16 protein-coding genes and 1 pseudogene are annotated in these 25,208 nt (G+C 57.6%); 13 read left to right on the top strand and 4 right to left on the bottom strand.

Translation table 11 applies throughout. The features are described from left to right. Positions 1–350: 350 nt before the first annotated feature. The gene (locus tag P6U28_RS38685) at positions 351–668 is read right to left on the bottom strand and encodes a hypothetical protein (protein WP_407121087.1); all 318 of its coding nucleotides are present in this window, start codon (positions 666–668) and stop codon (positions 351–353) included. Positions 669–1,590: 922 nt separating this feature from the next. Between P6U28_RS38685 and istA the strand changes: the two genes are divergently transcribed. From istA to P6U28_RS38740, 11 genes are all read left to right on the top strand, one after another. After that, the gene (gene istA / locus P6U28_RS38690; protein ID WP_407121089.1) at positions 1,591–3,129 is read left to right on the top strand and encodes an IS21 family transposase; all 1,539 of its coding nucleotides are present in this window, start codon (positions 1,591–1,593) and stop codon (positions 3,127–3,129) included. Between the two features lie 15 nt (positions 3,130–3,144). After that, complete coding sequence (gene istB, locus P6U28_RS38695; protein WP_249758007.1) at positions 3,145–3,888, top strand: IS21-like element helper ATPase IstB; 744 nt, start codon at positions 3,145–3,147, stop codon at positions 3,886–3,888. 295 nt (positions 3,889–4,183) lie between these two features. Then, positions 4,184–4,735 carry a hypothetical protein gene (locus P6U28_RS38700; protein ID WP_407121091.1) on the top strand — a complete coding sequence of 184 codons (552 nt, stop codon included), beginning with the start codon at positions 4,184–4,186 and terminating at the stop codon, positions 4,733–4,735. A gap of 736 nt (positions 4,736–5,471) precedes the next feature. Further along, positions 5,472–5,744 (top strand): hypothetical protein, encoded by a 273-nt coding sequence (locus P6U28_RS38705; RefSeq protein ID WP_407121093.1) that lies wholly within the window; start codon positions 5,472–5,474, stop codon positions 5,742–5,744. 97 nt (positions 5,745–5,841) lie between these two features. Further along, positions 5,842–6,414 (top strand): hypothetical protein, encoded by a 573-nt coding sequence (locus tag P6U28_RS38710; protein ID WP_249757520.1) that lies wholly within the window; start codon positions 5,842–5,844, stop codon positions 6,412–6,414. Between the two features lie 175 nt (positions 6,415–6,589). After that, a complete protein-coding gene (locus P6U28_RS38715) occupies positions 6,590–7,072 on the top strand; it encodes a hypothetical protein (RefSeq protein WP_407121095.1) in 483 nt (160 codons plus the stop codon). A 708-nt stretch (positions 7,073–7,780) separates the two neighbouring features. Then, the gene (locus P6U28_RS38720) at positions 7,781–10,978 is read left to right on the top strand and encodes a hypothetical protein (RefSeq protein ID WP_407121097.1); all 3,198 of its coding nucleotides are present in this window, start codon (positions 7,781–7,783) and stop codon (positions 10,976–10,978) included. Between the two features lie 95 nt (positions 10,979–11,073). Further along, positions 11,074–12,444: a hypothetical protein gene (locus tag P6U28_RS38725; RefSeq protein WP_407121099.1), complete on the top strand. Its 1,371-nt coding sequence runs from the start codon at positions 11,074–11,076 to the stop codon at positions 12,442–12,444. Between the two features lie 71 nt (positions 12,445–12,515). Then, on the top strand, positions 12,516–14,762 hold the full coding sequence (locus P6U28_RS38730) for a di-heme-cytochrome C peroxidase (RefSeq protein ID WP_407121101.1): 2,247 nt from the start codon (positions 12,516–12,518) through the stop codon (positions 14,760–14,762). Positions 14,763–16,467: 1,705 nt separating this feature from the next. Next, positions 16,468–17,112 (top strand): hypothetical protein, encoded by a 645-nt coding sequence (locus tag P6U28_RS38735; protein ID WP_407121103.1) that lies wholly within the window; start codon positions 16,468–16,470, stop codon positions 17,110–17,112. Position 17,113: 1 nt separating this feature from the next. After that, positions 17,114–17,608 (top strand): hypothetical protein, encoded by a 495-nt coding sequence (locus P6U28_RS38740; RefSeq protein WP_407121105.1) that lies wholly within the window; start codon positions 17,114–17,116, stop codon positions 17,606–17,608. Between the two features lie 469 nt (positions 17,609–18,077). Here the strand turns inward: P6U28_RS38740 and P6U28_RS38745 are convergent, their stop codons facing one another. Next, a complete protein-coding gene (locus P6U28_RS38745; protein WP_407121107.1) occupies positions 18,078–18,857 on the bottom strand; it encodes a hypothetical protein in 780 nt (259 codons plus the stop codon). Positions 18,858–18,868: 11 nt separating this feature from the next. Between P6U28_RS38745 and P6U28_RS38750 the strand changes: the two genes are divergently transcribed. Next, positions 18,869–19,027, top strand: coding sequence for a hypothetical protein (locus P6U28_RS38750; protein ID WP_407121109.1), 159 nt, complete (start codon positions 18,869–18,871; stop codon positions 19,025–19,027). A gap of 66 nt (positions 19,028–19,093) precedes the next feature. Here the strand turns inward: P6U28_RS38750 and P6U28_RS38755 are convergent, their stop codons facing one another. Beyond that, positions 19,094–19,318, bottom strand: a complete 225-nt coding sequence (locus P6U28_RS38755; protein WP_407121111.1) for a hypothetical protein — start codon at positions 19,316–19,318, stop codon at positions 19,094–19,096. 955 nt (positions 19,319–20,273) lie between these two features. Between P6U28_RS38755 and P6U28_RS38760 the strand changes: the two are divergent. Further along, positions 20,274–21,472: pseudogene (locus tag P6U28_RS38760) on the top strand (IS256 family transposase). 2,867 nt (positions 21,473–24,339) lie between these two features. Here P6U28_RS38760 and speD read toward each other — a convergent pair. Then, complete coding sequence (gene speD / locus P6U28_RS38765; protein ID WP_407121113.1) at positions 24,340–24,678, bottom strand: adenosylmethionine decarboxylase; 339 nt, start codon at positions 24,676–24,678, stop codon at positions 24,340–24,342. Between the last annotated feature and the right edge of the window lie 530 nt (positions 24,679–25,208).

Consider the following 25,208-nt stretch of genomic DNA (forward strand, 5'->3'; position numbering starts at 1 on the left):
GACATTTCGTCGTTCGGTGATGATGCGGCAGTCGATGGACTCGTGCACCAGGCGACCTGCGCATAATCGGCTCTGGCGTTCTAAAGTTATGTCCCGCACATCTCGTATTACGAGCAGCATGCAGGCATCGGAAACCCGTTTGTGGGGTTGGTTCCCAGTTTTCCCGAGGATCGTTTTGAACGCGTTCGCGTCACGCATGATCTGAATATCAGCCTCAATCTCTTCAGATCTCTGACCATTAATGTCTTGCAGGACGATGAAATGCGACAATACGCATCACAGCAAGTCACCTTCCTTGTGTGAAATTCGTGCACCACTTGGTGAAGGTACCGTCAGAATATTCAATTTCTTCAAGAATTCGTTTCCTTCGTTTCATCGAAGAGATCGCGTCGGGTCCGGATGGCATTACGGATCTGTTCGAGCTTTAGCTGGGTGTTACTCAGCTCTTCCGTCCGCGCAGCGAAGAACTTGGCGACGATTTGATACCCGTCGTCACGTTGCTCGAGACGCGAGCGGATCATTCGTTTTGTCTGCTTGGTGGCGCGATACAGGTCGTCAACTTGCATAATCAGATCGCGCAACGAGGCAAAATTAAATTCATTCGGCACTTTGGAATCACGTAAAGTAGACAAAACGAACGCGAAGAAGCCGCCGAAAAAGAACTGCAAGAATGAATTGCAGGCGCATCTCTTCTATCTTGGCTTTGGACAAATCAGGCGCCTCGATCGGCGTTGACTGGCCGAGAGATTTTGTGCCTGCCGCAGCAGCGTCAAGCGGCTGAGAAAAGCAGGTCGTTGGCGTCGCCATCAGACTGAAGCCCGATCCCGCGACAAGCACCAGGACGCTCTCAGCTACGACGGGGAGGAAAATCAGATCCTGATCACATGACCCCAAGTGGCGCGGTCGTGACATGGGGAGGACGAATTATTCTCGGCCCGACATCTGTCTCAATACCGGCTCGATCCCAACCCCGAGTGCGTAGGAAGCGTAAACGTGAGACGCTCACCGCGCAGGAGCGGGTGTAGACCGGCTCGCGCCGCGGGAGTGTTCGAGATTACCAAGCTCGCCGTCCGGCTGCTTCGCGATCAACTCCGCCATGATCGCACACACGGCGCTCTTGTTGTTGAAGAAGCGATGCTTCGGCAGAGCGGTCTCAGCTTGCGCACACGCTCTCTGCCGCCAACCAGGCGGTTCAGTGAGAAAGCGAACATCAGGAGCGCCGCGGCAAGATAAGTCGCGGCCTTTACTCTAACTTCATTTGAAAAAGTCTATTCTGAGTTACTTCAGGTCGGTCAGGCCCGGCTAATTTGTTTCGAATCCCAAAATTGGTGGAGGCGACTTGGACGAGAAAGCTTCCGCCAAAGAAGGCGATGATCCGCCCGATATCGCCAAGCTCCTCATCAAGACGATTGCTGCGCGTTCCAGCCGATCGTGATCACCGATTCCAGGCCATCGTGATCACGCGTTCCAGAGCATCGTGATCACCATTTCCAGCCGATCGTGATCGATCGGGGGCAACCAGGAGGCGTCCACCGCTGACAGTCTGCAACCTGGCTACCTTGGTCTTTTGCCTAACCGCAGAGGATCGAGATGCCGACCGAGAGACTGTCCATGCGCCACATTCGTGAAGTTCTACGCCTGCACTACAGCGTCGGCATGTCGCAACGCGCCGTTGCCCGCAGCCTCGGCCTGGCCCAAGGCACGGTCAGCAAGTACCTGAACCGAACCCGCCGCGCCGGCCTGACCTGGCCGTTGCCGCCGGAGCTGGATGACGATGTCCGGCTCGAGAACCGCCTATATCCGCCACCATCCGATCGGCCCAGCGACGAGCGTCCGCAGCCGGATTGGGCGCTGGTGCATCGCGAGCTGCGGCGCTCAAACGTCACGCTGATGCTGTTGTGGGAGGAGTATTGCGACGCAAACTCCGACAGCTTCAGCTACTCGTGGTTCTGTGAACGCTACAAGGAATGGGCCGGCCGCCTCAAGCCGACCCTGCGCCAGGTTCATGTCGCCGGCGAGAAGCTGTTCGTTGATTATTCCGGCCACACCATGGAGGTGGTTGACGGGCTCAGCGGTGAGGTGCGGAGCGCGCAGATCTTCGTCGCCGTGCTCGGCGCCTCGAACTACACCTACGCCGAGGCCAGCCTCAGCCAGAGCCTGCCGGACTGGATCGCCTCGCACGTTCGGGCGTTTGCCTATTTCGGCGGCGTGGCCCGGCAGACGGTGAGCGACAACCTGAAGGCCGGCATCACCCGGGCCTGCTTTCATGAGCCGATGGTCAACCGGACCTATGCCGATCTCGCCCGCCATTACCGCACCGCCATCGTCCCGGCGCGGCCGTATCGGCCGCGCGACAAGGCCAAGGTCGAAGTCGGCGTCCAAATCGTCGGACGATGGATTCTGGCGCGCCTGCGCAACCACCGCTTCTTCTCGCTTGCCGCCCTCAACGAGGCGATCCGTGTGCTTCTCGCCGATCTCAACAATCGACCGCTGCGCAGCTGGGGACGAAGTCGGCGCGACCTGTTCGAGGAGCTCGATCGTCCGGCGCTCACCCCCTTGCCGGATGAACCGTACGAGTATGCCGAGTGGAAGCGCTGCCGGGTCAATCTCGACTATCATGTCGAGATCGCCAAACATTACTACAGCGTTCCTCACAACCTCGTGCATCAGGAGGTCGAGGCTCGGATCACCGCGCGAACGGTCGAGATTTTCCTGCGCGGCAAGCGCATCGCCTCGCACCTGCGCAGCACGCTGCCGCATCGCCCAACGACGATTTCCGAGCATATGCCGAGCTCGCATCGCCGCTATCGTGACTGGACCCATGAGCGTATTCGTTCCGAAGCCGCCAAGGTCGGCCCCGACGTCGACACTCTGATCGACGTCATCCTGCGGTCGCGGCCGCACCCGGAACAGGGCTTCCGCTCCGCCATCGGCATTCTCGGGCTGGTCAAGCGCTACGGCCAGGAACGCGTCGACGCCGCCTGCGCCCGTGCCCTCCTGATCAACGCCCGTTCGTACAAATCGGTCGCCGCCATCCTCAAGAACGGCACTGACAGAACCGCTCCGCCCGCCGAGGAGGCGCCCATCCTCTTCCACGCCAACATCCGTGGCCGCAGTTACTACAATTGATCAGGAGAGATCAGCATGCTCATTCACCCTACCGTCGATCGCTTGCGCGCCCTCGGCCTCGCCGCCATGGCCGATACCCTCGTCGAACTGCAGAACAATCCCGAGGCGGCCGGGATGCCGCATCCCGATTGGCTCGGCCTCCTCGTCGATCGCGAGGTCACCGCCCGTGACAACCGCCGCCTCACGCGCCGCTTGACCAGTGCCAAGCTCCGCCAGGCGGCCGCCATCGAGAATGTCGATTATCGCACCGCCCGCGGCCTTGACCGTTCGCTCTTCCAGACCCTCGCCACCTGCCAATGGATCCGTGATGCCAACCACCTGGTCATCGTCGGCCCAACCGGCACCGGCAAGTCCTGGCTTGCCTGCGCGCTCGGCAACAAGGCTTGCCGCGACGGCTTCTCCGTCCTCTACAAGAGGGCATCTCGCCTGTTCGCCGATCTCGCCCAGGCGCGCGGCGAAGGCCGTCTGGCGCGCCTGATCGCCGCTCTGGAGCGCGTCAATCTCCTCATTCTCGACGACTGGGGACCCGAACCGCTCACCGCCGACCAGCGGCGCGATCTGCTCGAGATTGTCGATGATCGCTACGACAAGGGGTCGTTGTTGATCACAAGTCAGGTCCCCGTGTCGCAATGGCACGACGTCATTGCCGACCCCACTCTTGGCGATGCGATATTGGACCGCATCATTCACAATGCGCATCGCCTTGAGCTCAAGGGCGACAGCCTGCGCCGTCAGGCCGGCGAAAAGAAAAAACCGTGAGCGCCTCGCGCACGATCGCCCCGCCGGCCCACAGGCCCCTCCCGCGCGCGTCGCTACGTCGCTCGTGGGGCACTCCGCGCCGCGCACGGGGCCCTCCCATGGACCGCCGGGACGATCTCCAAGCCAGCCCAACCATCCTTGACGAGGAGACTATTTCCAGCACACTTAAACCCGTCAGTCGTGTTCGTCTCCTGTGATCACGATCATCTGGAATCCGTGATCGCCATCGTCTGGAACACCTGATCACCATTCCTGGAATGCGCAGATTGCTTCGAAGTTCGTTCGGAAAGTTGGTATGCGCCTCAATCCACGTGAAAGGCGTGCCATCGTGCCAATTCTTGGACTCACAGATCCAACCGTTCAGTCCCTGAAGCCCGGTCTGTACATGAACGGGGGCGCCAGGGTTTGGCTTGCCGGTCGGCAAGCGTCGAAAGCCTGGATCGTTCTCAAAGAGCCCAACCGCACTAAAATTCGGCTGGGTCACTATCCAGATCTCAAGCTTGCAGAAGCGCGCCGCCGCGCCTTCCTAGCGCTCGGCACTCCCGTAGGAGAAAAGGAGATCAGCATTGTGTTCGAGCAAGTGAAGCTCGTCTTCATTGAGCAGAACTACAAGGACAAAGCAGCACGCATCAAATCTGAGACGCTTCATCTTCCCAATCGATTGAATTTCAGACGCACTCTCGCTGCCCTTGACGACGCAATGATTGAGCGCGAACTCGGGAAGCTAGCTGATGTACCAATGAGCATCCGTCGTATAGCGGTATCTTGTGCTCGCGCGCGCCACTCAGGCGACAGCAAGTGTCACGATTGCACTGCGAACGAACCGCTGCGCACGGGAGAACAGTAGATAGAGCTGACCCAATTTACCACGCGAACATGCCTTCACCGGTGCTCGCGAGAGCTTGCAGTCTTCTGATTGCTTGCGAACTAATCCGGGCGATCGATAAGATTGTTTCATTGTGAACCTCACCTCGGTTACTCATTACTGCCCAAACCAGGATTGTTAAAGCAATAGGCGGTCGACAGCGGGAACTGACAATGGCATCGATAGGCGCCACGAAAACGTCCTATGCTTTGTCTTTCGGGTTGGTGTTGCTTCGAAGATTCGGAGCTGCAGGCTTAATACCGGGGCACTCTCGCGCGCTGCGATCTCTCAGGCGTCGTAGTCCCCTTCAGCCTTACCGGCCCAACGTGTTCTGGGCTCCGCGGCGCATGCGGCTTGTCTCGAAGGATCGCGACAGGCCGTTCCGCGGCGGAAGACAGAAGCACTGGATCAAGGTGAAAAACGCCACCCGCGATGGAGCGAGAGCTGTGACCATCCATCTCCAGCCGGCATTGGAGCCGAGCAGGCCAACGCCGCCGGGCAGCGCGCGGAACGCTCATGTGCATCAGTGAACTGAAGCTTTCCTGGCCCAGCAATCACAAGTTCATTCCCGATTTACCATCGTCGAATACGATCCGGGCTGTTGCGGGAAAGCTGCAGGCGTCATACTTACGATTTGCCGGACATTCAAAAGTTGCAGCCTTCGCCCGACGCAACGACTATAAGTCGCTGAAAACGCGAAGAATTTTCGATTTGAACCATGCAGCTGATCTGGCGTTACCTCCTCAAGTTGCGTTTGACAAGCGGCCAGCGCTCTGTCACTGAAAACCCTGTCAAGTCGAATTCTAGGGAATCGGACATGTCGGCCTCCATGAATAGCGCATCATCGAGCGGTGACCGCTCGCTTGACCGCGACGAATCCCGCTTTAGATTTTTTTCCCCGAACGGCAAAGCCGTGATTCGGATTGATTACGAACGCTTTCTGACTGTGAAGACTAGTTTCGAGCGCGCCCAAGAGGCTGCGGGCAATTGAGCCGACGGGCTTCAACAGAATTGTATCCCTAGCGCTTTTGTTCTTTCAGAACTTCTGGTAGCACGACCGGCCCGCCTTTCGCGGACCGCGAGTCGCTATGATTAGCTTTGAACCGGATACGCTTTATGATTGGCTGTCGGACTATGACAGCTTCGCCTATGCCTTTAAGCGCTACTGCTTTCAGATCACACGGGCGTTGAGCCTCGCCATTGATTTCGACAGCAACACGCTGAAGCTCGTCCATGAAAAATGGTCAGCGGACTGCGAAATCTGGCGGACACAACATTTCCCTCAGGACACCGAGGCGCTCTCTCATGCGAAGGTTGGAGCGCTCCTTCTCTATAACCTTGCGCTGAACCCCTACATTTCGACAGTTCGGCTTCACGACTTCAATGAAGAGTTGCAATATCGCTTCACGGGCAATGCGGCGCAGTTAGAAGCAGCCCGCGCCGATCTAATCGCGGCTCGCGAAGTAGTTCTTGCCTTCGACTTCTGCTTGGCTGTGATTTGTTGGTACGAAGAAAATCGGGTCGACCGTAAAGAGCTGTTCGTGCTTCGTCTCACGCCCGAGCTGCGACACGATATCCTGTCATATCTCGTCTCGCGGCAGACTGATCCGAAGGCAATCTATCTTATCCTCGAATGCCTCTTTATCCGCAGCTCAAATTAAGCTGCTGCAGGCAAGGCAGAAATTGGTACTACCGGCCATGTTGCCGGCCGATGGGAGCATGGACCTCGTTTGATCCCGGCTGATTGAGCAGAAAGACAGCGGATAAGAGCCACTCTACGCCGATTATCACCGCGGCTGAGTTGCTAGTATCGGCCCCCTATTTGTCCGGCTCAACATGTCGTCGCATAAAATTTCCACCCAGTCGATCGCTGCAGCCGATCGGGATCTGATCTTCGTCGTGATCGAGCGTCATCGCGAGCTGTCGGCGTACTACGATGCGGCCTTGTCGGTATCGGCGAGGCTCGAGGATGAAGCCGAATTCAATGCCGCCGACGAAATCAGCGTTCAAACGAATCAGGTTCTCGCGGAGCACGCGAATGTACTCATCCGCTCAACGCCAACCACGATCGCGGGCGTTATTGCTTTGACCCGTTACGTCGGCAGCCTACGTGACTGGGAGCTTCCCGACGATGATGCGTGGTATCGGGTTTTTTTAGAAGGTCTGGCAGACGCGATCGATGGAATTCACCATGGCGCAGCGGCTTGGGCGAGACGGCGATTAACATGGCGCTCCCTTTCATTGTCCGCGGCACACTTTTTTGGGGAGCCATTGCTGGGCTTTTCTATTTCCTGTGGAAGTTGCCATTCTGAAGCCTGAGGATCAGGGACTCGGCCGGGCCGCTGTCGAGGAAATGAGGAGAGGCAGCTTCTCAACCCCGGTAATCCCCGATTATTGTGGGCCAGCGGGCGCGCTGAAAGGCCTTCTCGCTGCCCTTCCGAGTGACCATTTGCCGTCCGGCAAACTAGTTGGCGTACGATGATCGGCCTAAAGCGCAAACAGGAACAGTTCTGCGATCTCTATCCCGGGCAGACGCCGCGGCCGCACTCGGTATCGCGATCGCGGAGACGATGCGCGAACGCTACCATCGGGGGCCCGGGAACAGCAACCCGACGAGCCAACGGGCTTACCAGGATCAGCCGCGTCCAGTGACGACTATCTGTGATGCACCGATCACAAGAGTGAGGTGTGGTCATGCGGCGTTATTGCGCTCTAAGCGAATGAGTGAAGAAAAAGTGCGCAAGCTGGCGGATCGATAGCGAAAAACATCGACATCACGGGTCTTGATCCTCAGCATCGAAAATCTCTTGACGATTCAAGAGAATGTTCGATAAATCGCGCCACTACTGTAGGTTACGTTCTCAATTTTCAGAGCGGTGCCCGATAGGAGATCTCCGGTCAATTTGTTCCGGGCCGCCCGCTATCTACCACGCAGGCCTTCCGACGAGGGCTGGTACGAATTTCTAGAATCCAGACCTGTTTGCTCGCTCAGGACTATCTCCGATAACAGTATGGGAAATTGACGCGATGACTGTGCGCGAGCAGCTTTTTACATTATTGCGCAACCTCCGATGGATTGCTGTTCTTTCGGTCGTCATTTCAATTTTGCTGTACTTGCCAGATCAGATTCAGGAGCTCTACCGGATAGCCGCTGACGACATTGGATGGGTAACGCTCAAGGAGTTCGTCGCCGTGGGCGTGATTGCGCTAGCGATCTGGGCGGCCGCTTTTCAGCTTACTGCCGCAACCCTACCTCATATCCCGCCCGCTACGGGGCGCTTGGTCTTCTATATCAAAGCTGCACCCGTTGTGCTCGGAGCTCTGCCGATCGTCGCCGCGACGGCAGGTCAACTCGCCTCGCGCCCGGCTGAAAAGATCGGTGAGGTCGAAGAAGTCGGAAGTATTTTCCGCATTCAGGACCAAGCGCTCGCCTTCGAGCGGAACATGCTGCTCATCCTTGCGCTTGCCATGTTGATCCTGCTTGCCTCGTTTGTTGTATTCACTTGGCAGATGGGGTCAAAACATCGCTCGGCCGCACTCGCGAACCGGGCCAACATCGCCTATTTCATCCGCTATAGATTTCTCGCGCTCACGATCGGCGGCATCGCCCTGTTGACGACCGGGTTCGTTTTGTTTCCGGACAGGCTTGCACAATTCGTCGGATCGTTCGGTGTAATCGCTCTCTTTGCGATGTGCGTGGCCGGTCTCACCACCCACTTTGCGCTACTGACGATCAGGTTCAATTTTCCTTTTATACCGGTTGTGTTTGGCGGCTTGTTCCTGGTTGCGTCATTGTTCGGAGGCGATGACCACGGGCTGCGCGGCGTAGCCGCAGCAACCGGCCCATCAGAAGAGATGCGCATTTCTGCAGTCGAAGCATTTCGGGATTGGCTTCGGCAAAAACCGCGCCTAGCCGAGGCCGAGAGGCTCGGAGAATATCCGGTATTCATTGTGGCTGCCCAGGGCGGCGGCATCTACGCAGCCAACAATGCGGCGCGCTTTCTTGCCAGGATGCAGGATCTCTGTCCGGCATTTCGGCAGCATCTGTTTGCGATAAGCGGCGTCTCCGGAGGGAGCGTCGGCTCGGCAATTTTCGCAGCTGCGCTTCATGCCGATAGTGCGCCACTTGATACGATCGCTCCCGACGCAAAGACATGCCCGAAGATCGCCGACTTTCTGGCCGGCGTCGGCCGGGCTGAGGATATCGATGCCCCAGGGCAGGTAGAACAGCGTGTTGCAAGTGTCTTGGAGACGGATTTTCTCTCGCCCTTGGTTGCCGGTTTTCTATTTACTGACTTCACCCAGCTGTTTTCTCCACTCGCTATCCCAAGTTTTGATCGCGCGCGCTTTCTGGAGTACACACTGGAGAATGCTGCAGACAGAATGCTCAAGAACCAAAAGGGCGCTGGCGACCAATCCAATCTGCTAAAGGCCGATTTTCAGTCACATTGGACACCTTCCAACAATATGCCGGCGCTGTTGTTGAACACCACAGATGCCGGTAGCGGCAAACGCGTTGTCGTCTCTCCCTTTGATATCGACCCGCTTCACGCCAAAGACAAAGACCTCTGTATTCTCTCGATGCTTGATCGTGCCGGCACCGGAGCCGATCAAACTGTCAAGAGCCACTCGCTGCGGATCCCGCTTAGCGCTGCGGCCTTTACCAGCGCGCGGTTTCCATGGGTGACGCCGGCAGCGACGGTCTCCTTGCGGAATGATTGTATTACCGCCAATCCGCAGGCGCGCCTCGTGGACGGAGGATATGTCGAGAATTCCGGAATAGAGACCGCGCTCGATTTGATTGAGCGGCTCAACAGCATCAAGGGCACCTCTGACGCGCCAAAATTCCGGATTTATCTGCTGTCGCTTGTGAGCGGTCAGTTCGGAGATCACGGCTCTTTCATGTTCGGTGAGCTCATGGAGCCGGTGCGCGCGCTCTTGAGCACGCGAAGCTCTCGGACTTATGTTGCACTCAACCACGCGAACAATATCGATCGCCGGCCGACGAGCGATGTGACGCCCAGCGTGCAACGCTTTCCAACGTTCGGTCGAATAGACATAACAGGCTCGTTTTACAACCTGCCGCTTGGTTGGACGCTATCTCAGAAAACCGAAGACATCATCTCGCTAAGCAGCGGCCGCTTTTGGGATTGTGTGCCGAACGATGACTTCGATCAATCCCGCAAGAAGCAGAGCAATGCCGATTGCCTGCAAGTGAAGTTGTTTCATATCTTGAACGGCTCCGTCGCATCCGCCTTTGAAACGCTCAAAGAAGCCAAGCTTGCTCAGGCGGCTTACGCTGACGAGTTAGACAAAGAATACAGGCCCAATCCAAAGATCAAACCGCAGCCGTTACTTGCCTGCTATGAGAGCAAGTGGTTGCAGGAGCGCGGCTATCAGAAATACCAGGATAAAGTTTCTGCGTACGAGCACCAGCTGGCGCAGTCGATCAAGGACCATTCGCCGGCTCCTGCGCCAGTGCCGCCATATCGAAGGAGCTATATGGCGTATTTCCAGGCCGAGCAGGTCAAAGCCTTGCTGCAGGAATGGGACCGCATCGAAGAGACGGATCCGCGGATCCTGGCCTATATCCTGGGGGCAATCTCCTACGACAGCGCCGACTTTACCCGCAGCAGCGAAGACTTCTCTTACAGCGCGGTCTCGCAACTGCCGCGCAAATGGCGCGATCGGATAGAAAAGAACAACGCCGAACTAGCGGCAGCGAACAAATCGCCCGTCAGCTTGGACGCATTGCTCAACCATCCCAAGGAGTTGGCCAACTTTGTTCTTGGTTATGAGGGCAACCCGTTCGGAAATCAGGTGGGAACGGACGACGGTTGGCTGTTTCGCCCACGAGGAATGTATCAACTAGTGGGACGCGAGCAATATCAGGAAGCACAGAATCAAATGCAAAAGATCGGAGAACTGGCCGGGCTTGATCTCCTCACACTCCCCGACGCACTGCGCGATGCGAAGATCTCAGCCAAAGTCGCTTTCGCTCACTTTCGGCTTCATCCCTATCAGAATCGAACGCTGTTTGAGTTGCTCAAGGATCCCTCAAAGGACTGGATCGCCGTGCGCGCCTTGCAAACAGACATGGAGCATGGCCCTCTCGATAGGGAGCGTGTCAATGCAAGAAGCCAGATGTTTCTCGGCTGCATTGAAGAGGCGTTACATCCGACGCAACTCAAGACATTGCAGAGCAAATTTTACGGCAGCGAGTAAGCATCCTGATCCCCGGCCGCGGACGGGAATTATGTGACTGAAAGCAGTCTAGATCGGACTTTCGACTTTTCAATCTTACAGGGGAATTGCCGACGATGGCAAAAGATGAAATCCGCCGGTCAAAGCTTGGTCGGCTGTTTACAGCTCTGTCTGCAGCGGGACTGATCGTCGCCATTGCCTCGGGAGCAGGAATAGCCCGGGCCGAGACGCCATCGAAGCCGCTTTCGGCCAACGATGTGTCCATCCTGTTTCCTCCACCGAAAGCGCCAGCAGACCTCGTCAATCTGATCGCGCTGTCCGATCTCGCCGGCCCCACTGGGGCTCCGCAGCGGCTTTTGTCCGATGAGGATTTCACGCGTTTTATCGCAAACGCCGAAAATCCAGAACGCGACGGCGTGCCGGACTCGGGCGCGCGTCGCATTCAGCTGCCTGATGTCGTGAAAAAGGTCGATGCCTGGTTCGTTGCGGGTATCCGAATCGATCCCGGAGCCCCGGGATTATCTGCCGATGTCATCGCTCAGTTTGGCCGGCAACCGCAAATCCGTCTCATCATTCAGCCGGTGACCAATGGTCCGCAAGGATTCAAGGTCCATGACACTGCCGGTCATCTTATCTTCAGTTTCAACCGAGAACCGGAGTCGCCTCTTGATGGTTGTGCGCCATTCCCGCGATTTAAACCTGACGATCAAGCCTTTAAGGCAATCGTTCGTGACGTTGCATCTTTGCGTGATGAACTCGCGGCGGGAAAGTTCGGCAATGTCAAGGTCTCGACGGCCGGTGACATGAACGTGCACCCCGGCCTTGTCGGTGCATCCGCAAAACCATTTCGTGATGCCGTCAAAGCTCTGCTGGAAAAGCATCTCTCGCCGCAGCGTCTCAACACCATGGCTGTCATGGGGATTTCACCGCCCGAGCCCTGGGTGTTCGTCTCGATGCTGAGGGTCCCGCAGGCCGGGTTGATACCAGTGCCTGGCCCGACGCTCGATGGTCTTCATGCCGCGCAGATGTTCAGCATCGTCGGCGGGACGCACGTGGTCCCGCGGCCTGTCACGAATAACCAGAATCCGACGACGTGTCGCCACGCAGCGCTGCAGAAGCCTCCGCTGCCGCTTGCCAATCGTAAGGGCGTTTCGACAGCCGATTTCATCGATGCCAACGTGCCAAATAGCCGCGTACTCGAGATCGTCAATGTCATTGCTGATACGAAGAAGAGTCATTTTTTCAATACGGACTGCGTGAGCTGTCACACCGAAACCGCGCAGCCACTCGCCAGGAAAGTGCAAGGCTTCGCGGTGTCCGGCGTGAACCGGGCCGTTCTACCAAAAGAAGACTGGAATGTTCGTAATTTCGGTTGGTTCCCCTCGTTCTTGCATGGTGGCCCAGCGTCCGCGACCATAACGCGACGCGCGGCAGCCGAGACCGCTGACGTCGTCACCTTCATCAACAGCCAATTGCTGAACAAGTAATCAGCGCCATGTCGGAACTGGGCAGGCGCTCGCGAGGCGGCAGGCGCCTTTAAGATTAGGGAGAGGTTGCTATGGGGTCGCGTTCGTTCAGCGCATGGATCGGTGGACTGGTGAGGCGGTGGCCTCATGTCGTCGCTCTCTTGTTCGCCATTGTGTTCGTCGTGGTGGCGTCAATAGGGATGGCGTACTTCGCACCCGAGAAGCTTCGCGACGCGGCGCTCAAGGTCAAGAATGACGCAAATCTGGTTGCCCAATTGCTGCCCGCGACACTGCCTGCGCCATCGAAGATCGAGAGCGCATACTGGCTGCCACAGAACTGGAGTGCGCGGCAGCGTTACTGGTTCCACCACACGTCCCAAGGCACGGCGACTATTCCTGTGCCCTATAGATGGTTCCTGGCTTTAGAACGTCCTGAGTTGTCGGTCGGTTACACGAGCCTGGCGGACAGCGAGTACCTGCGACGCCTTGGTTTCATCCCAAGTCCGAGCTCAAAGGACTTTGACACTAGCTCACCTGCGTACGGCTACCAGGAGGATGCCAAGGGCGTTAGCTCCACTTGGACAGCGAGCACGCCTGACAATGCAAATGGTTTGCCTGTAGGTTTCGCGGTCCTGAAGGGGGGCGTCGACCCGACAACGGGGGGCTTCTACGAAGATCAGATCGGACTAACCTGCGCCGCCTGTCATACGGGTCATTTGGAGTACAAAAATGTCAGCATTCGCTACGATGGTGGGCCAGCGATGGTCAATCTTGGCGAGGTTGAACGGGTTATTGGTCTATCAATCGGCTATACGCTGATCTTGCCGTGGCGGTTTGAACGCTTCGCCGACCGGTTGGAAAGCATTGAAGGTCGAAGCCTCGACCGCGGGAAGCTTCGACGTGATCTCGAGCTCGCATTTCAAAAGATCAAGAAGCAAAAGGCCGCAAACGATAGCCTTTTGACGAGGCAGGGCGTGACGAATCTCGACGAGGGTTTCGGTCGACTTGATGCCTTGAACCGGATCGGCAACCAGGTCTTTTACACCAATTTTCTCGACCCTGTGACCGGAGAACTCCCAGATCCGCTCCTCAAGGGCAACTTCGCGCGCAACGACGCTCCTGTGAGTTTTCCGCCAATCTGGGACACGCCGTACTTCCTTTGGGCGCAGTACGACGCCTCTGTTCTCAACGAGCTTGTTCGCAATTCTGGCGAAGCGCTCGGCGTCAGCGCGAAAATCAACATGAGGGCACCCGCGCCGGGACGGCCGCTTTTTGAATCATCCATCCATCTATCGAATATTGTGGGTTTCGAGGAGCTTTTGCGCGGTACGGATCCCTTTTCGTCGGCGGAAGCAAGCGGCAGGAAATTCAACGGGCTTGTCGCGCCACGATGGAAGGATGCGCAGGACAGGTTTCGAGGCGACCCGGCCTGGACCATCGACGAAAACCTCGTTGAGAAAGGTCGCGATCTTTATCGCTCGCACTGCTTTGAATGCCACCGAGGGCCCGTCAACGATCCCGCATTCGATGCAAAGTGGCCGGAAGATTCGTTCTGGAAGCCGGATAACCCAGATCGCTCTGCCAAGGGCGAGAAAAATTGGGTGGAGATCGGCGGACGCCACTATTTCAACGTCGCTCAGCTACCGGTGAACATCATTGGCACCGATCGTCAACAATCCAATGTCCTGATGACGCGGCGTGTTCACTTACCCGAGGCACTCGGTCTCAATCCGATCGATGACTTGAACAAAGCCTGGGGGTGCGGCCTTCCGGCCGATAAGGCGGCAAATCCCTTGTTTGTGCTCGCCCTGATGGATGTCGTGGGTAAGACGATCGATCAATGGAACCTCGCCAACAACTCTTCCGAAAAAACCAAGCAGCAGATGTGGGGGCCGAGGAAGAACTGCCAAAACCCGCGAGCATACATTGGAGCGCAAGTGCGCCGTAACGGGAAGGACGAAGATGTCCTTGCTCTTGAACCTCAGTACCGGGCGCGTCCGCTGGACGGAGTTTGGGCAACAGCTCCGTATCTGCACAACGGATCGGTGCCGACGCTGAAGGACATGTTATTGCCGCAGGGCCGGCGGCCGAGTTCTTTTTGCGTTGGTAGCCGCAAATTCGATCCCGTTAATGTCGGGCTCGTTGCGAAGGTGCGAGCAAACGACGCCTGCGCGGCCGGTCTGACGGACTTCAACGTATCGCTGCTTGGCAACAGCAATCGCGGGCATTCCTTTGAAGGGCGAGAAACCGATTTAACGAAGCTGCCTCCCGGAGTCATCGGGCCAGAATTGACCGATACCGAACGGCGGGCGCTTCTTGAGTATTTGAAAACGCTGTGAGGAGGCCGTCACGTCGGATGCCCGGCGCTCCTCCCGGGCGCTAGGTGAGGTCGATTTTTGGCAAGAACATTATCCACGTAAACTAAGTGCGCACTCAGGACGCGTCACTCACTATCCTGAACGGGCGTAGCCGGACTTCGACTTTCCTCCGAGGATCAGATAGCGGCGCCGCTTCTTCAGTCGATTGCCAGTCATGCGAAGCCACGCCGGGCTTGGCTGATGAATTCAGACAGAGCAAGGCTGGCCGGAACTAGAGCCTTGATCAGGAGTAGAGCCGTGATGTTTTTTCGGTGCTGCTACAGGAGTTGCTCACGCGCTGGAGCTGGGAATGCAGGTTGCGCGGACACTTTCGGAACGTGAACTGGATCGCGCACGCGGTCATCCGCGTCGCCAACGGAGGTTGTTGGGTTCACGATATCGAATAAATCGCCGATCATTGGTGAGCGCCGCGAGCGGATCTCTTCAGCCGCGCGGCCCTGCTTGGCATCGAGAAGATCAAATTAGCCGAAACACTTTTCCGAAAGCGTCGGCGATCTTGCTGAGAGATCAGGGAGAAGACACGCAACCAAGTTTATTGTATGAGTTAGCAACCATAAGTAGGGGAGTGCAGAAAGCCATTTCCTTCCGTCGGCGCCGCCCATTCTAATATCTATGTCGTGAAGTTCGCGCCTGCAGTGGGGTCATTGCACCCCTCCATTGGAGAAGACCTTCTATGCTCGACTCCGAAACAACTGCCTGCCTTCGTCGAGTTCTGGACGAGGTTTGCCAAGGACTGTCCCCTAACGAGACCGGCACCCGGACGCATGTCGCTTCCAAAATTCTAGAAGCCGCCTGGCGAGGCGAGAGGTCCGTCGAAGTTCTACGGCAAGTCGGACAGAAAGCGCTAACCAGCGCTCCTTCGATGTGGCTTCAGCAACCTCGTCGTCGATCACCCGCAAGTAGCGATGCTGGCGAACCGGCCGACAGCTCAACCAAACAGGAGTAAGCACGCCGGTCTCGATCCATGACCAAGATATCCAAACATTCAAGGAGCACGCCATCCGCTAAGCGCACGAGACGGCATGAGCCGCGCTAAACCGACTAGTTCATGGACTGGCCAACAGCTCTTGCGGAGCGGGATCACAATCGGGTCCGCCGACCGACAAGCAGCCCGCAACGTACCTAGGCGGGCTTGGTTAGCATAGAACGCGACGAGCGCGAGTAAACTATTCTGCTGAATAAGACGGAATGGAAGCGCGCGCCTATATTCTGTTTGGCTTGTAGAGAGAGCAGGCCTGAATCGTGCAGACGACGCAAATTAACAATCGTGCGCTGGTGCAAGTGCTGTAAGATTGTTGCTCGAATGCTCCGGTGTTGCACCGTCAAACGCTGGACAAGAGCGTGAGTTAAGACGTGGGGTCGTTCGCGGCTGAAGCGAGTTAAGTACCTCTTGCCCAAAGCGTTGAATCACGGCAGTCCGGCCAAACGCAACGCTCCTGGCCCGACCGCTTACGGAAAGGAGCGGACATCAACCTCTCAATCTTTGCCAAATCCGTCAATATGACCCGAGTCGGAAGTCGATCGACCAAATTTGCTGTGATGCACAACCGGTCGCGACACGAACAAGCGCAAAAGCATAGGATTGCTAGCGTCTTGTGCTATTATATCTTCGGAAGCTGCTGTGGAATTGATCTGGAATCTCCAGGGTTGAGCGGGTGTGCTGGCCATGTCCATCGATGGGGACGCTCCAGAGGAAGAGGAATTCGGCGAGCCAGAGATGGGGGCCATGCGTGCGTTTCTTCAGCGCGCTGAAGTCCGCCTATCCACCATGCATCGCATCGGCGGAGCATTTCTCAGCGGTGCTGGATTGCTTTTCTTGTTACCGGTGTTTGCCAAAGATGCTTTCGTTGCGATTAGTGAAGCAGTTGTGCACGTCTGGCCGTTTATTCAAGCAACGAAGTCGCCAGACCTCTGGCTCGTGATTTATGGGATTCCTGTCGCCACAGCGTTCGTGATTCCAGTGGTCGCTCTTTGGGCTCTACTACGCGACCTTAGTCTCTTCTATTTCAGCGCAAACATTCCAAGCCACGCCAGCAGGTTCCATCCACGTTTTGCGCTCACGGCAATTCCGTTTTGTGATGAGCAGCCCAGGGTTAAGCGAAGGCTTCGCGAACTGCAGTTCAATGGCCAGCTCCGGTTCTTTTTGATCCCACGAAGCGAGACGAGAAAATATTGGCTGACCAAGCAAGTCAAAACAGAGGACGGTCAGACTGTGGCACTCCCAGATTCGTGCTGGCTGCCGAAGCAAAGGGGGCAGGATTTCAATGAGCTTCGGATGGCCTTTGGGTTGGCCGGCGCCTACGACCGTTAGCTTGGTGGAAGAAGTCGCGAAAAGCGAACTCTCCCTCATCCGACACAATCTGCTTCTGCGCCGGCTGGTTATGCGTTACATGAAGGCGCTACTATCCCTCATTTGGACCGCCATAGTCTGTTTCGCGCTCGTCGCGCTGCTACGAAACAAGCTGTTAATTCCAGAAACCGGATCACCTGAGAACACGCTCTTGGTTGTCACGCTTAGCTTTTTCCTCTGGGCTACGCTGACGCCTGCGATCATTCGATCGCCGGTACGCTGGACGTACTCAGAATATGATCAAAATACGAGCGATAGCACGCGCGATCCACACCTCGTTCATTTCGAGCGGGGGGTAACCGTGGTTTGTATCATCGCCTGTGTTCTGGGAATAGTGGGCCTGTTCCCCTTCTGGGAATATCGGAGCCTGTATCTTCTGGTTGGGCCCTTGTTTGCCGCGCTCGTACTTGCAAAGAGCTTTGGCCGTCTAGCGACGGGGCCACTTCGCTGGTTGTGAGCTTCCTCAGGAAAACTCGGGGGCGTTGCTCGCGCTGCAGCCCGCTAAGTGTGCGTCTCCACCTCGAAAGGTTCGCTGCCCGAGGCCGGCGTGCCGAGTACCGGTCTGCCCCTCCGGCTCCCGTGCGCTGCGCGGGCGCGGGAAATACAGCGCGCTCGCGATTTCGCGCGACGTTCGTCGCCAACGCCTCGGTCGACGGTTAAGTGATTTGGGATTTTGTTGCACCGCCCTTCGTCTTTTCCTGGCCCATCGCGACATAGTGCGCTGCCGCACGAAGTCGGTCGCTGTAGGGGCAAAGCAGACATTGATTTAGTCGCATCACGCCGCCGGTACCGAATGTCTATCAATTTGCGACGCATGTTTTCCGGGCGCTGGCCGGAGCTCAGCCGGAGATTATATACTTGACACGCAGAATCTAGTTCTGGCGCTGTGGACGGTGCTTCGGCGCCGTCCGCTGGCGCGCCCGCGGTTATGTCTTTCCCTTTTTATCTTCGAGATAGGGAAGTAGTCCTGAAAACAATCCGTAGGGAGTTGGATTGCTGGGATCGGACTCTGTTTTCTTCATCTGAAGTGGCGGAGTAGGTGTTAGAAGCGATGGAGGAGGCGGCGGCGCAGGAAAGCTTCCGCTAGGTGCTAAGGAGGCAAAAATTCCTCCCAATAGTCCGAAGGACTGCTTGTTTCTTTTTTCCTGCCTTTTCGACCACGCCTTAAATGCCGCCGATCTGTTGCCGTGTCGCTTCTTGCTCATCAGCCGTAAGGCATGGAGGCAGAGCGATACATAGCGCCATTGTGGCGGGTATTTGCTGGATTTTGCGAAATTTCGCTTTTGTCCCTTCGGCGCCGAAAGTTTGATTAGTTCATCTGCGATAAATGGATGATCAAAGTCCATGAGGCGTTTGGTGTGAGCGAATTTGTTTCGTATGTTCCTGATGACATCCAGGTTCGCGCGCATGCTGCTGTCTAGAATGCCGAGGTAGTTGGCGAACTTGATCTTGCGATCAAACGTGCCGAGCGGGCCGTCTTTATCGGTAAGGATGGCTTCCCATTCGTTTTGGGAAATGCGGCGAAGTCTGGCTTTGATTGAAAGCTCTAGTTCGTGCTCGACTGCTAGCGCGCCGATTAGGGCGTACGAGATGGCCACCGGCGGTGTTAGGATGGCGTCTAGCATGGCGTTACGCTCTTCGAGCGTAAGTTCCTTGGTGACGAAATCGCGCTTATCGCGCGCCTTTTTTCCGCGATTGCGAGGCATGTAAGGGCCTTATGAGCAAAGATAAGAACGGCACATACGACGAGAAGGACTCTCAAGAGCGTTTCGAGGCTGCGCTACGTGGCGCACTCAAGACGCCTCATGAGCCGCTGAAGGAAAAGCCCCGGAAGGTTGCGAAGAAAGCAGCATCAAAAAAGAAGGAAGCAGAGTGATGGGCAATCTCGAAAGGACCCGGCTTTCCTTTTTGGAAAGCCGGGTTTTGTTACTTCAAAGACAGCTTAGATTTCGTTCAGCGCCTGCTGAAGAACCTTCTTCGCTTCCGCAATCGCCAGATCCTTCTCTTTGCCTTCTCGCGCAGGTGGATCAAACGGAAAGGTGACTTGGAGCATTTTTGGCATATGGGGTGGATTGCCCGGAGTGGGCGGTGGCGGATTGTCGAAGGCAACCAGTGTTGCTTGTTCGTTCATCAAATCGACGTTGATGTTCTGCACTTTGAAGGCCATTCTGGCCCCTTTCTGAATGCGGGGCCGACCTTGACTGCATAGGAGAATCTGGAGTCTATTCCAGATGTGAATTCCCTATCGGACCGCGATCGACCCCTAATGTTGATTGCGGTATCGGAAGCCCGCCCCCGCGAAGGGCGGGCTTTTCGACTCAACGGAGAAGTGGAACCGATTCTCCGCTGCGAGTCTAGGTGATGGCAGACCACTTCCGCAGCTTCTTTGGCGGATACTTCTTCGCTCGGTCCCGCAGTGGCGACTTCAGAACGCCCGAGGCGAGAGCACGAGCGCAAGAGGGCAGACGTCGCGGATTGGATCCGGCAGTATCAAAACGAGCAGATAGCGACGCGTATCCTTGCTCCCATGACGTCTGAGCCTGAATAAATTGCGATTCAGCGCAGGGTTGAGACCAGGGCGAAGCGATTTCGCCTTTGGCCGGGTCCGTACCAATCGAGCGGGGCGGAGCCGGCATACGCCAAGCTCGGTCAGCCGAGAAACTCCGATTTAAAGCGCCCATGTGCCAATAGCGATGAGGGTGTCAGGAAAGAGTTGTTGCAGGAGACGGGGAGCCGCGCGAGGAAACTGGCCATGTGAGAGAATCCGATGCTGGTCCTGCTAGCCCACTATGCCAGCGCAACCAGTGATAGTAGCCTCGGCGCTCGCGTTGTGATCCCGCTGTAAGCGCTGGTCCTGGAAGCGCGGTTCCTAACAGATGCCGCAAGCCTCTGTGGTCAGCCAATGCCCGCCACCTTTGCTCCCGTGAGGGGGCAATCCCAATAGTGCTACCAATTGATCGCTGAGGGTCGTGTCCCGAGGAGTGGTGTAGCTGATTAGCAAAGCCGCTCGCGAAGCGCGCCCTCAATAGCGCCGTAGCGAGCGAGCGGCTTTGCGGGTGGTCACCGATGATTCGTCGGTAAGGTTTGGATTGCGACAGCCAACCTGATTCGAGGAACCACCGATGACCGACGACATGATGAACCTGCGCACGCTCGTAGAGAAGACCCCCGATGCAGATCTCTTGCGCGAGATGATCGGCTTTGCCGCCCACCGGCTGATGGAGCTGGAGGTCGAGGGCCTGACCGGGGCCGCGTACGGCGAGAAGAGCCAGGAACGGCAGGTCCAGCGCAACGGCTACCGCGACCGGAGCTGGGAGACCCGCGCCGGCACCGTCGAGCTGCGCATTCCCAAGCTGCGCAAAGGCTCCTACTTCCCGGGCTTCCTCGAGCCGCGGCGGATGGCCGAGAAGGCGCTCACCGCCGTGGTGCAGGAGGCCTACGTGCAGGGCGTCTCCACCCGCTCGGTCGACGATCTGGTGCAGGCGATGGGCATGAGCGGGATCTCCAAGAGCCAGGTGTCGCGGCTGTGCGGCGAGATCGACGACAAGGTGAAGGCCTTCCTCAACCGCCCGATCGAGGGCGACTGGCCCTATCTGTGGATCGACGCGACCTACGTGAAGGTGCGCCAGAACGGGCGCATCGTCTCGGTCGCGGTGATCATCGCGGTGGAGTCAACAGCGATGGCCGCCGCGAGGTGCTCGGCATGGATATCGGTCCGTCAGAGGCCGAGACGTTCTGGACGGCGTTCCTGCGCAAGCTGGCGCGGCGGGGCCTGCGCGGCGTCAAGCTCGTCGTCTCCGACGCCCATGAGGGCATCAAGGCGACCGTCAGCAAGGTGCTCAACGCCTCTTGGCAACGCTGCCGCGTGCACTTCATGCGCAACGCGCTGGCGCATGCTGGCAAGAGCGGCCGGCGCGTCGTCTCCGCCTTCATCGCCACCGCCTTTGCCCAGGACGATGCCGAGGCAGCACGGGCGCAATGGCGGCGCATCGCCGACCAGCTCCGCCCCAAGCTGCCGAAGCTCGCCGCCTTCCTCGACGAGGCCGAGACCGACGTGCTGGCCTATATGAGCTTCCCGGCCGCGCACCGCGCCAAGCTGCACTCGACCAATCCGCTCGAACGGGTCAACGGCGAGATCAAGCGCCGAACCGAAGTGGTTGGCATCTTCCCGAATGAGGACGCCATCACTCGCCTGATCGGTGCCATCCTGCTCGAACAGAACGACGAGTGGACGGTTCAACGCGGCCGCTACATGACACTGGAAACCATCGCCCCGTTGGGCGATGATCCCGCCGTCAGCTTCCCGGCAATCGCCAGCTGACCGATCCGGCCCATGCCGGCGAACGTGGTGACCCGCACTCAGCTACACCACGCCACGGGACACGATCATCGCTGAGAGCTACCGCAAGCGCACCTACCTGGAGTGGTGGGCAAGCCGTCAAAGACGACGCTGTCCCTACCGGACCAGCGACGTCAAAGGTTAGCGGCGACATGACTCGGCGCTCAAGGCTCTGAAAAGCGCTGTCCCTGCCACGCGCCGCTAACTTTGGTGCCAGCGTTGCCCCATTCGGTATCAACGCTGACACTTCGCCCCCCTGGGGTGCCCCAAGTTGTAGGCTTAGCACGACTGCCAATCACCTACCTGAATTGGTCGGATCGTCTGCTACTTTTAAGCTGGTCCGCTGCCTCGTGAAGAAATTGGAGATGCCCGGCATACTAAACCGCTCGGCTGCATGAAAAGGGCTTACGCGCCGCCGCTCATGACAGAGTTGAGAATGCTGGCGGGTAAGACGGGAGGCATGGAAGCAATCGCTTGAAAGACCACAAGCGCCTCAAACTTTAACATCGTCAGCCTCCCTCGGCACAAGCTGACCGGCTGTCCATGCCGGAAAGAAGCATGACGGTGGTGCCAGCAGGAGACGTTTCTCGGTGACCGGTAGCAGCGCGGGCGCGACTCGGCGCCGGTCGGTTGGCTAGATCGGCGCGTCCCTGCCGCGCCTGCGCTGCAGATTGAGGTTTAGCAGGAACGTGACTCGGCGCTGTCCCATTCTGGTAAGGCGCTGTCTCTACCACGTCGCTAACCCTAGCGCGTCTGTACTCAGGCTAGCTTTCCAAAAGCTGACGAATCCCCTGCGGCAATTCACAAACGAGCACAGCAGCTGTTCTGGCCGCTTACGGACCATGCTCACCGGCGGCCGCCACTTGTGAAGGCCGTATCAAGCTGCGCAACTTGCTGTCGACCGTGCCGGACCAGTGTTATGGGCGGGCAGCTTTGCCCTATACCGCGTGTCCATTCGGTTAGCTACTCGGCCGGCGAGTTGTTTAAATGGCGAATGCACATCGGTGCCGCCATCCCCCACAGCGGCAGGAAGTCGCAGTGGATCACCGCCTCCAAATAACGGCCAGTCGCGAGGAGCGGGTTCATCAGGCGCGAATAAGGCTCAGGGTCGTCAACCGGCCATCGATGAGTCGAGGCGATATCGCATGGCTCCGGGCCCGCGCCGCCAGAGCCCTACTCCGTTTTCCGAGCTGCGGCCAACGCCATCGACTCCGAACCATTCGATGCGCCAGCATCCGGTCTGCGAGCTGATGCGCGCCACCGCGTACTTATCGCATAAGAGCGCTGTCAATTGTCACTACCAGATCTGGGCGTTTGGAAAGCAGTACTTGCATCGTAAGGTTACGGAAAGGTCGGATGCACCTAAGCGTGTTCCCATCCAGCTACGAGACGCGCAAAGCAGTGCCATGGCAAACATGAATCTCAACTCTCAATCTTTTGCCGATGCACGCGCGCGACAGCGGGCCGTCACCGACCAAAAACTCACGAAACTTAGAGCACTGGTCCCGAGACGTTCAGGTCTCCAGATGAGACGTGGCATGAAGCCGATAGCGCGGATGGCCGCAGCAATAAAGCGCACTCGGGCCATCTCCGATCTCGACCGGTGCTGCGCAATCTGGTGGCTCTATCGCCTCCATTTCGGCATCAACCGCGACGTGATGTTGGGCCTCCCCGCGGTCGCCCGGGAGAGATCCCGCTGCGGCATTTAGGCCTCGTGACATCGACCACCTTCCATGCGAGCAGCTGGCGCTGCCCCACCGAATCTGCCACCAGGTTGCGCGTTTGGCTGGCGGACAAAGTCTCAGCCCAACGCCAAACGTGTCAAGTCTCCCCCAGCCGACCAAGGTCGCAATCACATCTAGTACCGGTGGACTGGCCGGGCGGCTGCATAATGGCGCCTGAAAATGCGGTGTGCAGACCGCAAAGGCCGAACTAGTGCGCCGTTCGCAGCATCAGCAGGCTGAGATTTGTGGTGCAGATGATGCTGCTCATTGAGTCCAGCAGCGTTGAAACGGCGGCCTAGTTGAGAGCGGCGGACGCCAAAATCAGACCGCTTGATTGGTAAATTCTGCCGATCGGGAGCAAGGACCGACGCTCGCATTTCACCAGGTGATCTTAAGCGATTACATGAAAAAAATATGCCGGGCCCGAGTCCGCAACGCCAAAAGTGGTCGAGCAGCTCATCAAGCAAGTCTGGCGAGCGTATTGCGGTGGATTGATCCTCTCACGCAAAGCCCAGGGGCAGGTTGCGTCTCTGTCGATCGAAGTCTCGGTGAGCCATTCGACCCTGCAGACGGCCAGCCGTTCAACCGTGCGCCGCCCGGGAATTATGCCCTGGTCGCCTATCGGGTTTGTGCTCGCCTCCGGGCTCTACGTGATGACACGACATCTCAGTTTCCAGCTCGTTCAAACGTGCTCGGATGAAAAGCAGCTGGGCCGCCGTATCTTCCGGCGTCGCGTGCGATCTGGGCGGTCTAGATCGGCGGATGGACGCAATTGTCGAGCTGTCCTTGTCGAAACCGCTCAAATTGTGAGGCTGGAGAGATGCCCGAGCTGACCGCGATTGGGTTGACGAGAACGAACATCAAGGAAGGGGGAAGGCTTTTCCAACTTCGGCATGCAACCAAGCTGTTTTAGAGGGGACTGCTGCGACATAGTATCAGTGCGGCCGCGAACGAGAAATCAGTTGAGACGATGATCGCTTTGGCCGGTCCGACTTGCGCACTCTTCATACAGGTCGTCGCGGGGTGATTATACAATATGCCGCCTTTTCTGGCCGTCGTCCACGTTCGGAGATGGCCTACAGTCGGAAAAAAAGGAGCGGCTATACCAAGTGACCGACCACTCCTTCATCCCGTTGGCTTGCTTGACACACCTCTCCGGAAACGACGAACGTCAGACTGACCGCTCGGGCTGAACGCGCCCACCAAAACTGGCGCGGCGTTCGCAGGATCACTGTCGCCACATACGAACACATCGGCGGCCCGTAGGACGCTCTCAGGCCAAGTATGTAGGGTCATGTGCGATTCAGCCAACAAGGTTATTGCGGAGACGCCGTGACCGGGACAAAACTTATGAACATGAAGGTGGAGGAGTGTCGCCCTCGCTGCACGATTGGCTTTTGGGATTGCGCTTTCCGCCAGCTCCGGATCATCGAGATGCTTCGCTCCCCATAGCTCGGTGAGCATATGGAGGCGCGCCTGTGATAGGTGGGGCGTCCTTCTCGTTATCCATAGTCATAAAGAAATCTCAGTTGAATAACGGCCAAATAGGCTGAGCTATGCGGATTTAGGTGAGGAGGTGATCAGGCGTTTTGTTCGCCGGTGCCAGCCCTTGGATGACCTCCATGCCGTCCGCGGGACTGGCAGCTCAAGCTTCGATAATTCATTCTAGGTTGAGCGCTGCCGGGTGCTTGATGCGACGATCACGGGCGCTTGAACACCATCGGTCTGGCGGTGGTTGCGAAAGGAGCCTTTCGCCCGGACAAACTGTATACCCGGTGGCGAACACGCTTTTGACGGGATAGGTGGTGCCGGCTCAAGTGCCGCGAAATCGGACAATTACGCTAATGACAAGCCGTAATGAGCCTGTGGGCGCGTTGAGGGCGGGTGCCATTCAGACGATGGCAGGTCCAGTACAAGAGTAGGTAGGTGCCAAAGTGGACTCAGGCTCGTAGCGTCATCCTGTCCCTCTGCTGATCATTGAGGCAGAAGCAAAC

This window comes from Bradyrhizobium sp. STM 3561, assembly GCF_045571455.1.
Taxonomy (GTDB): domain Bacteria; phylum Pseudomonadota; class Alphaproteobacteria; order Rhizobiales; family Xanthobacteraceae; genus Bradyrhizobium; species Bradyrhizobium vignae.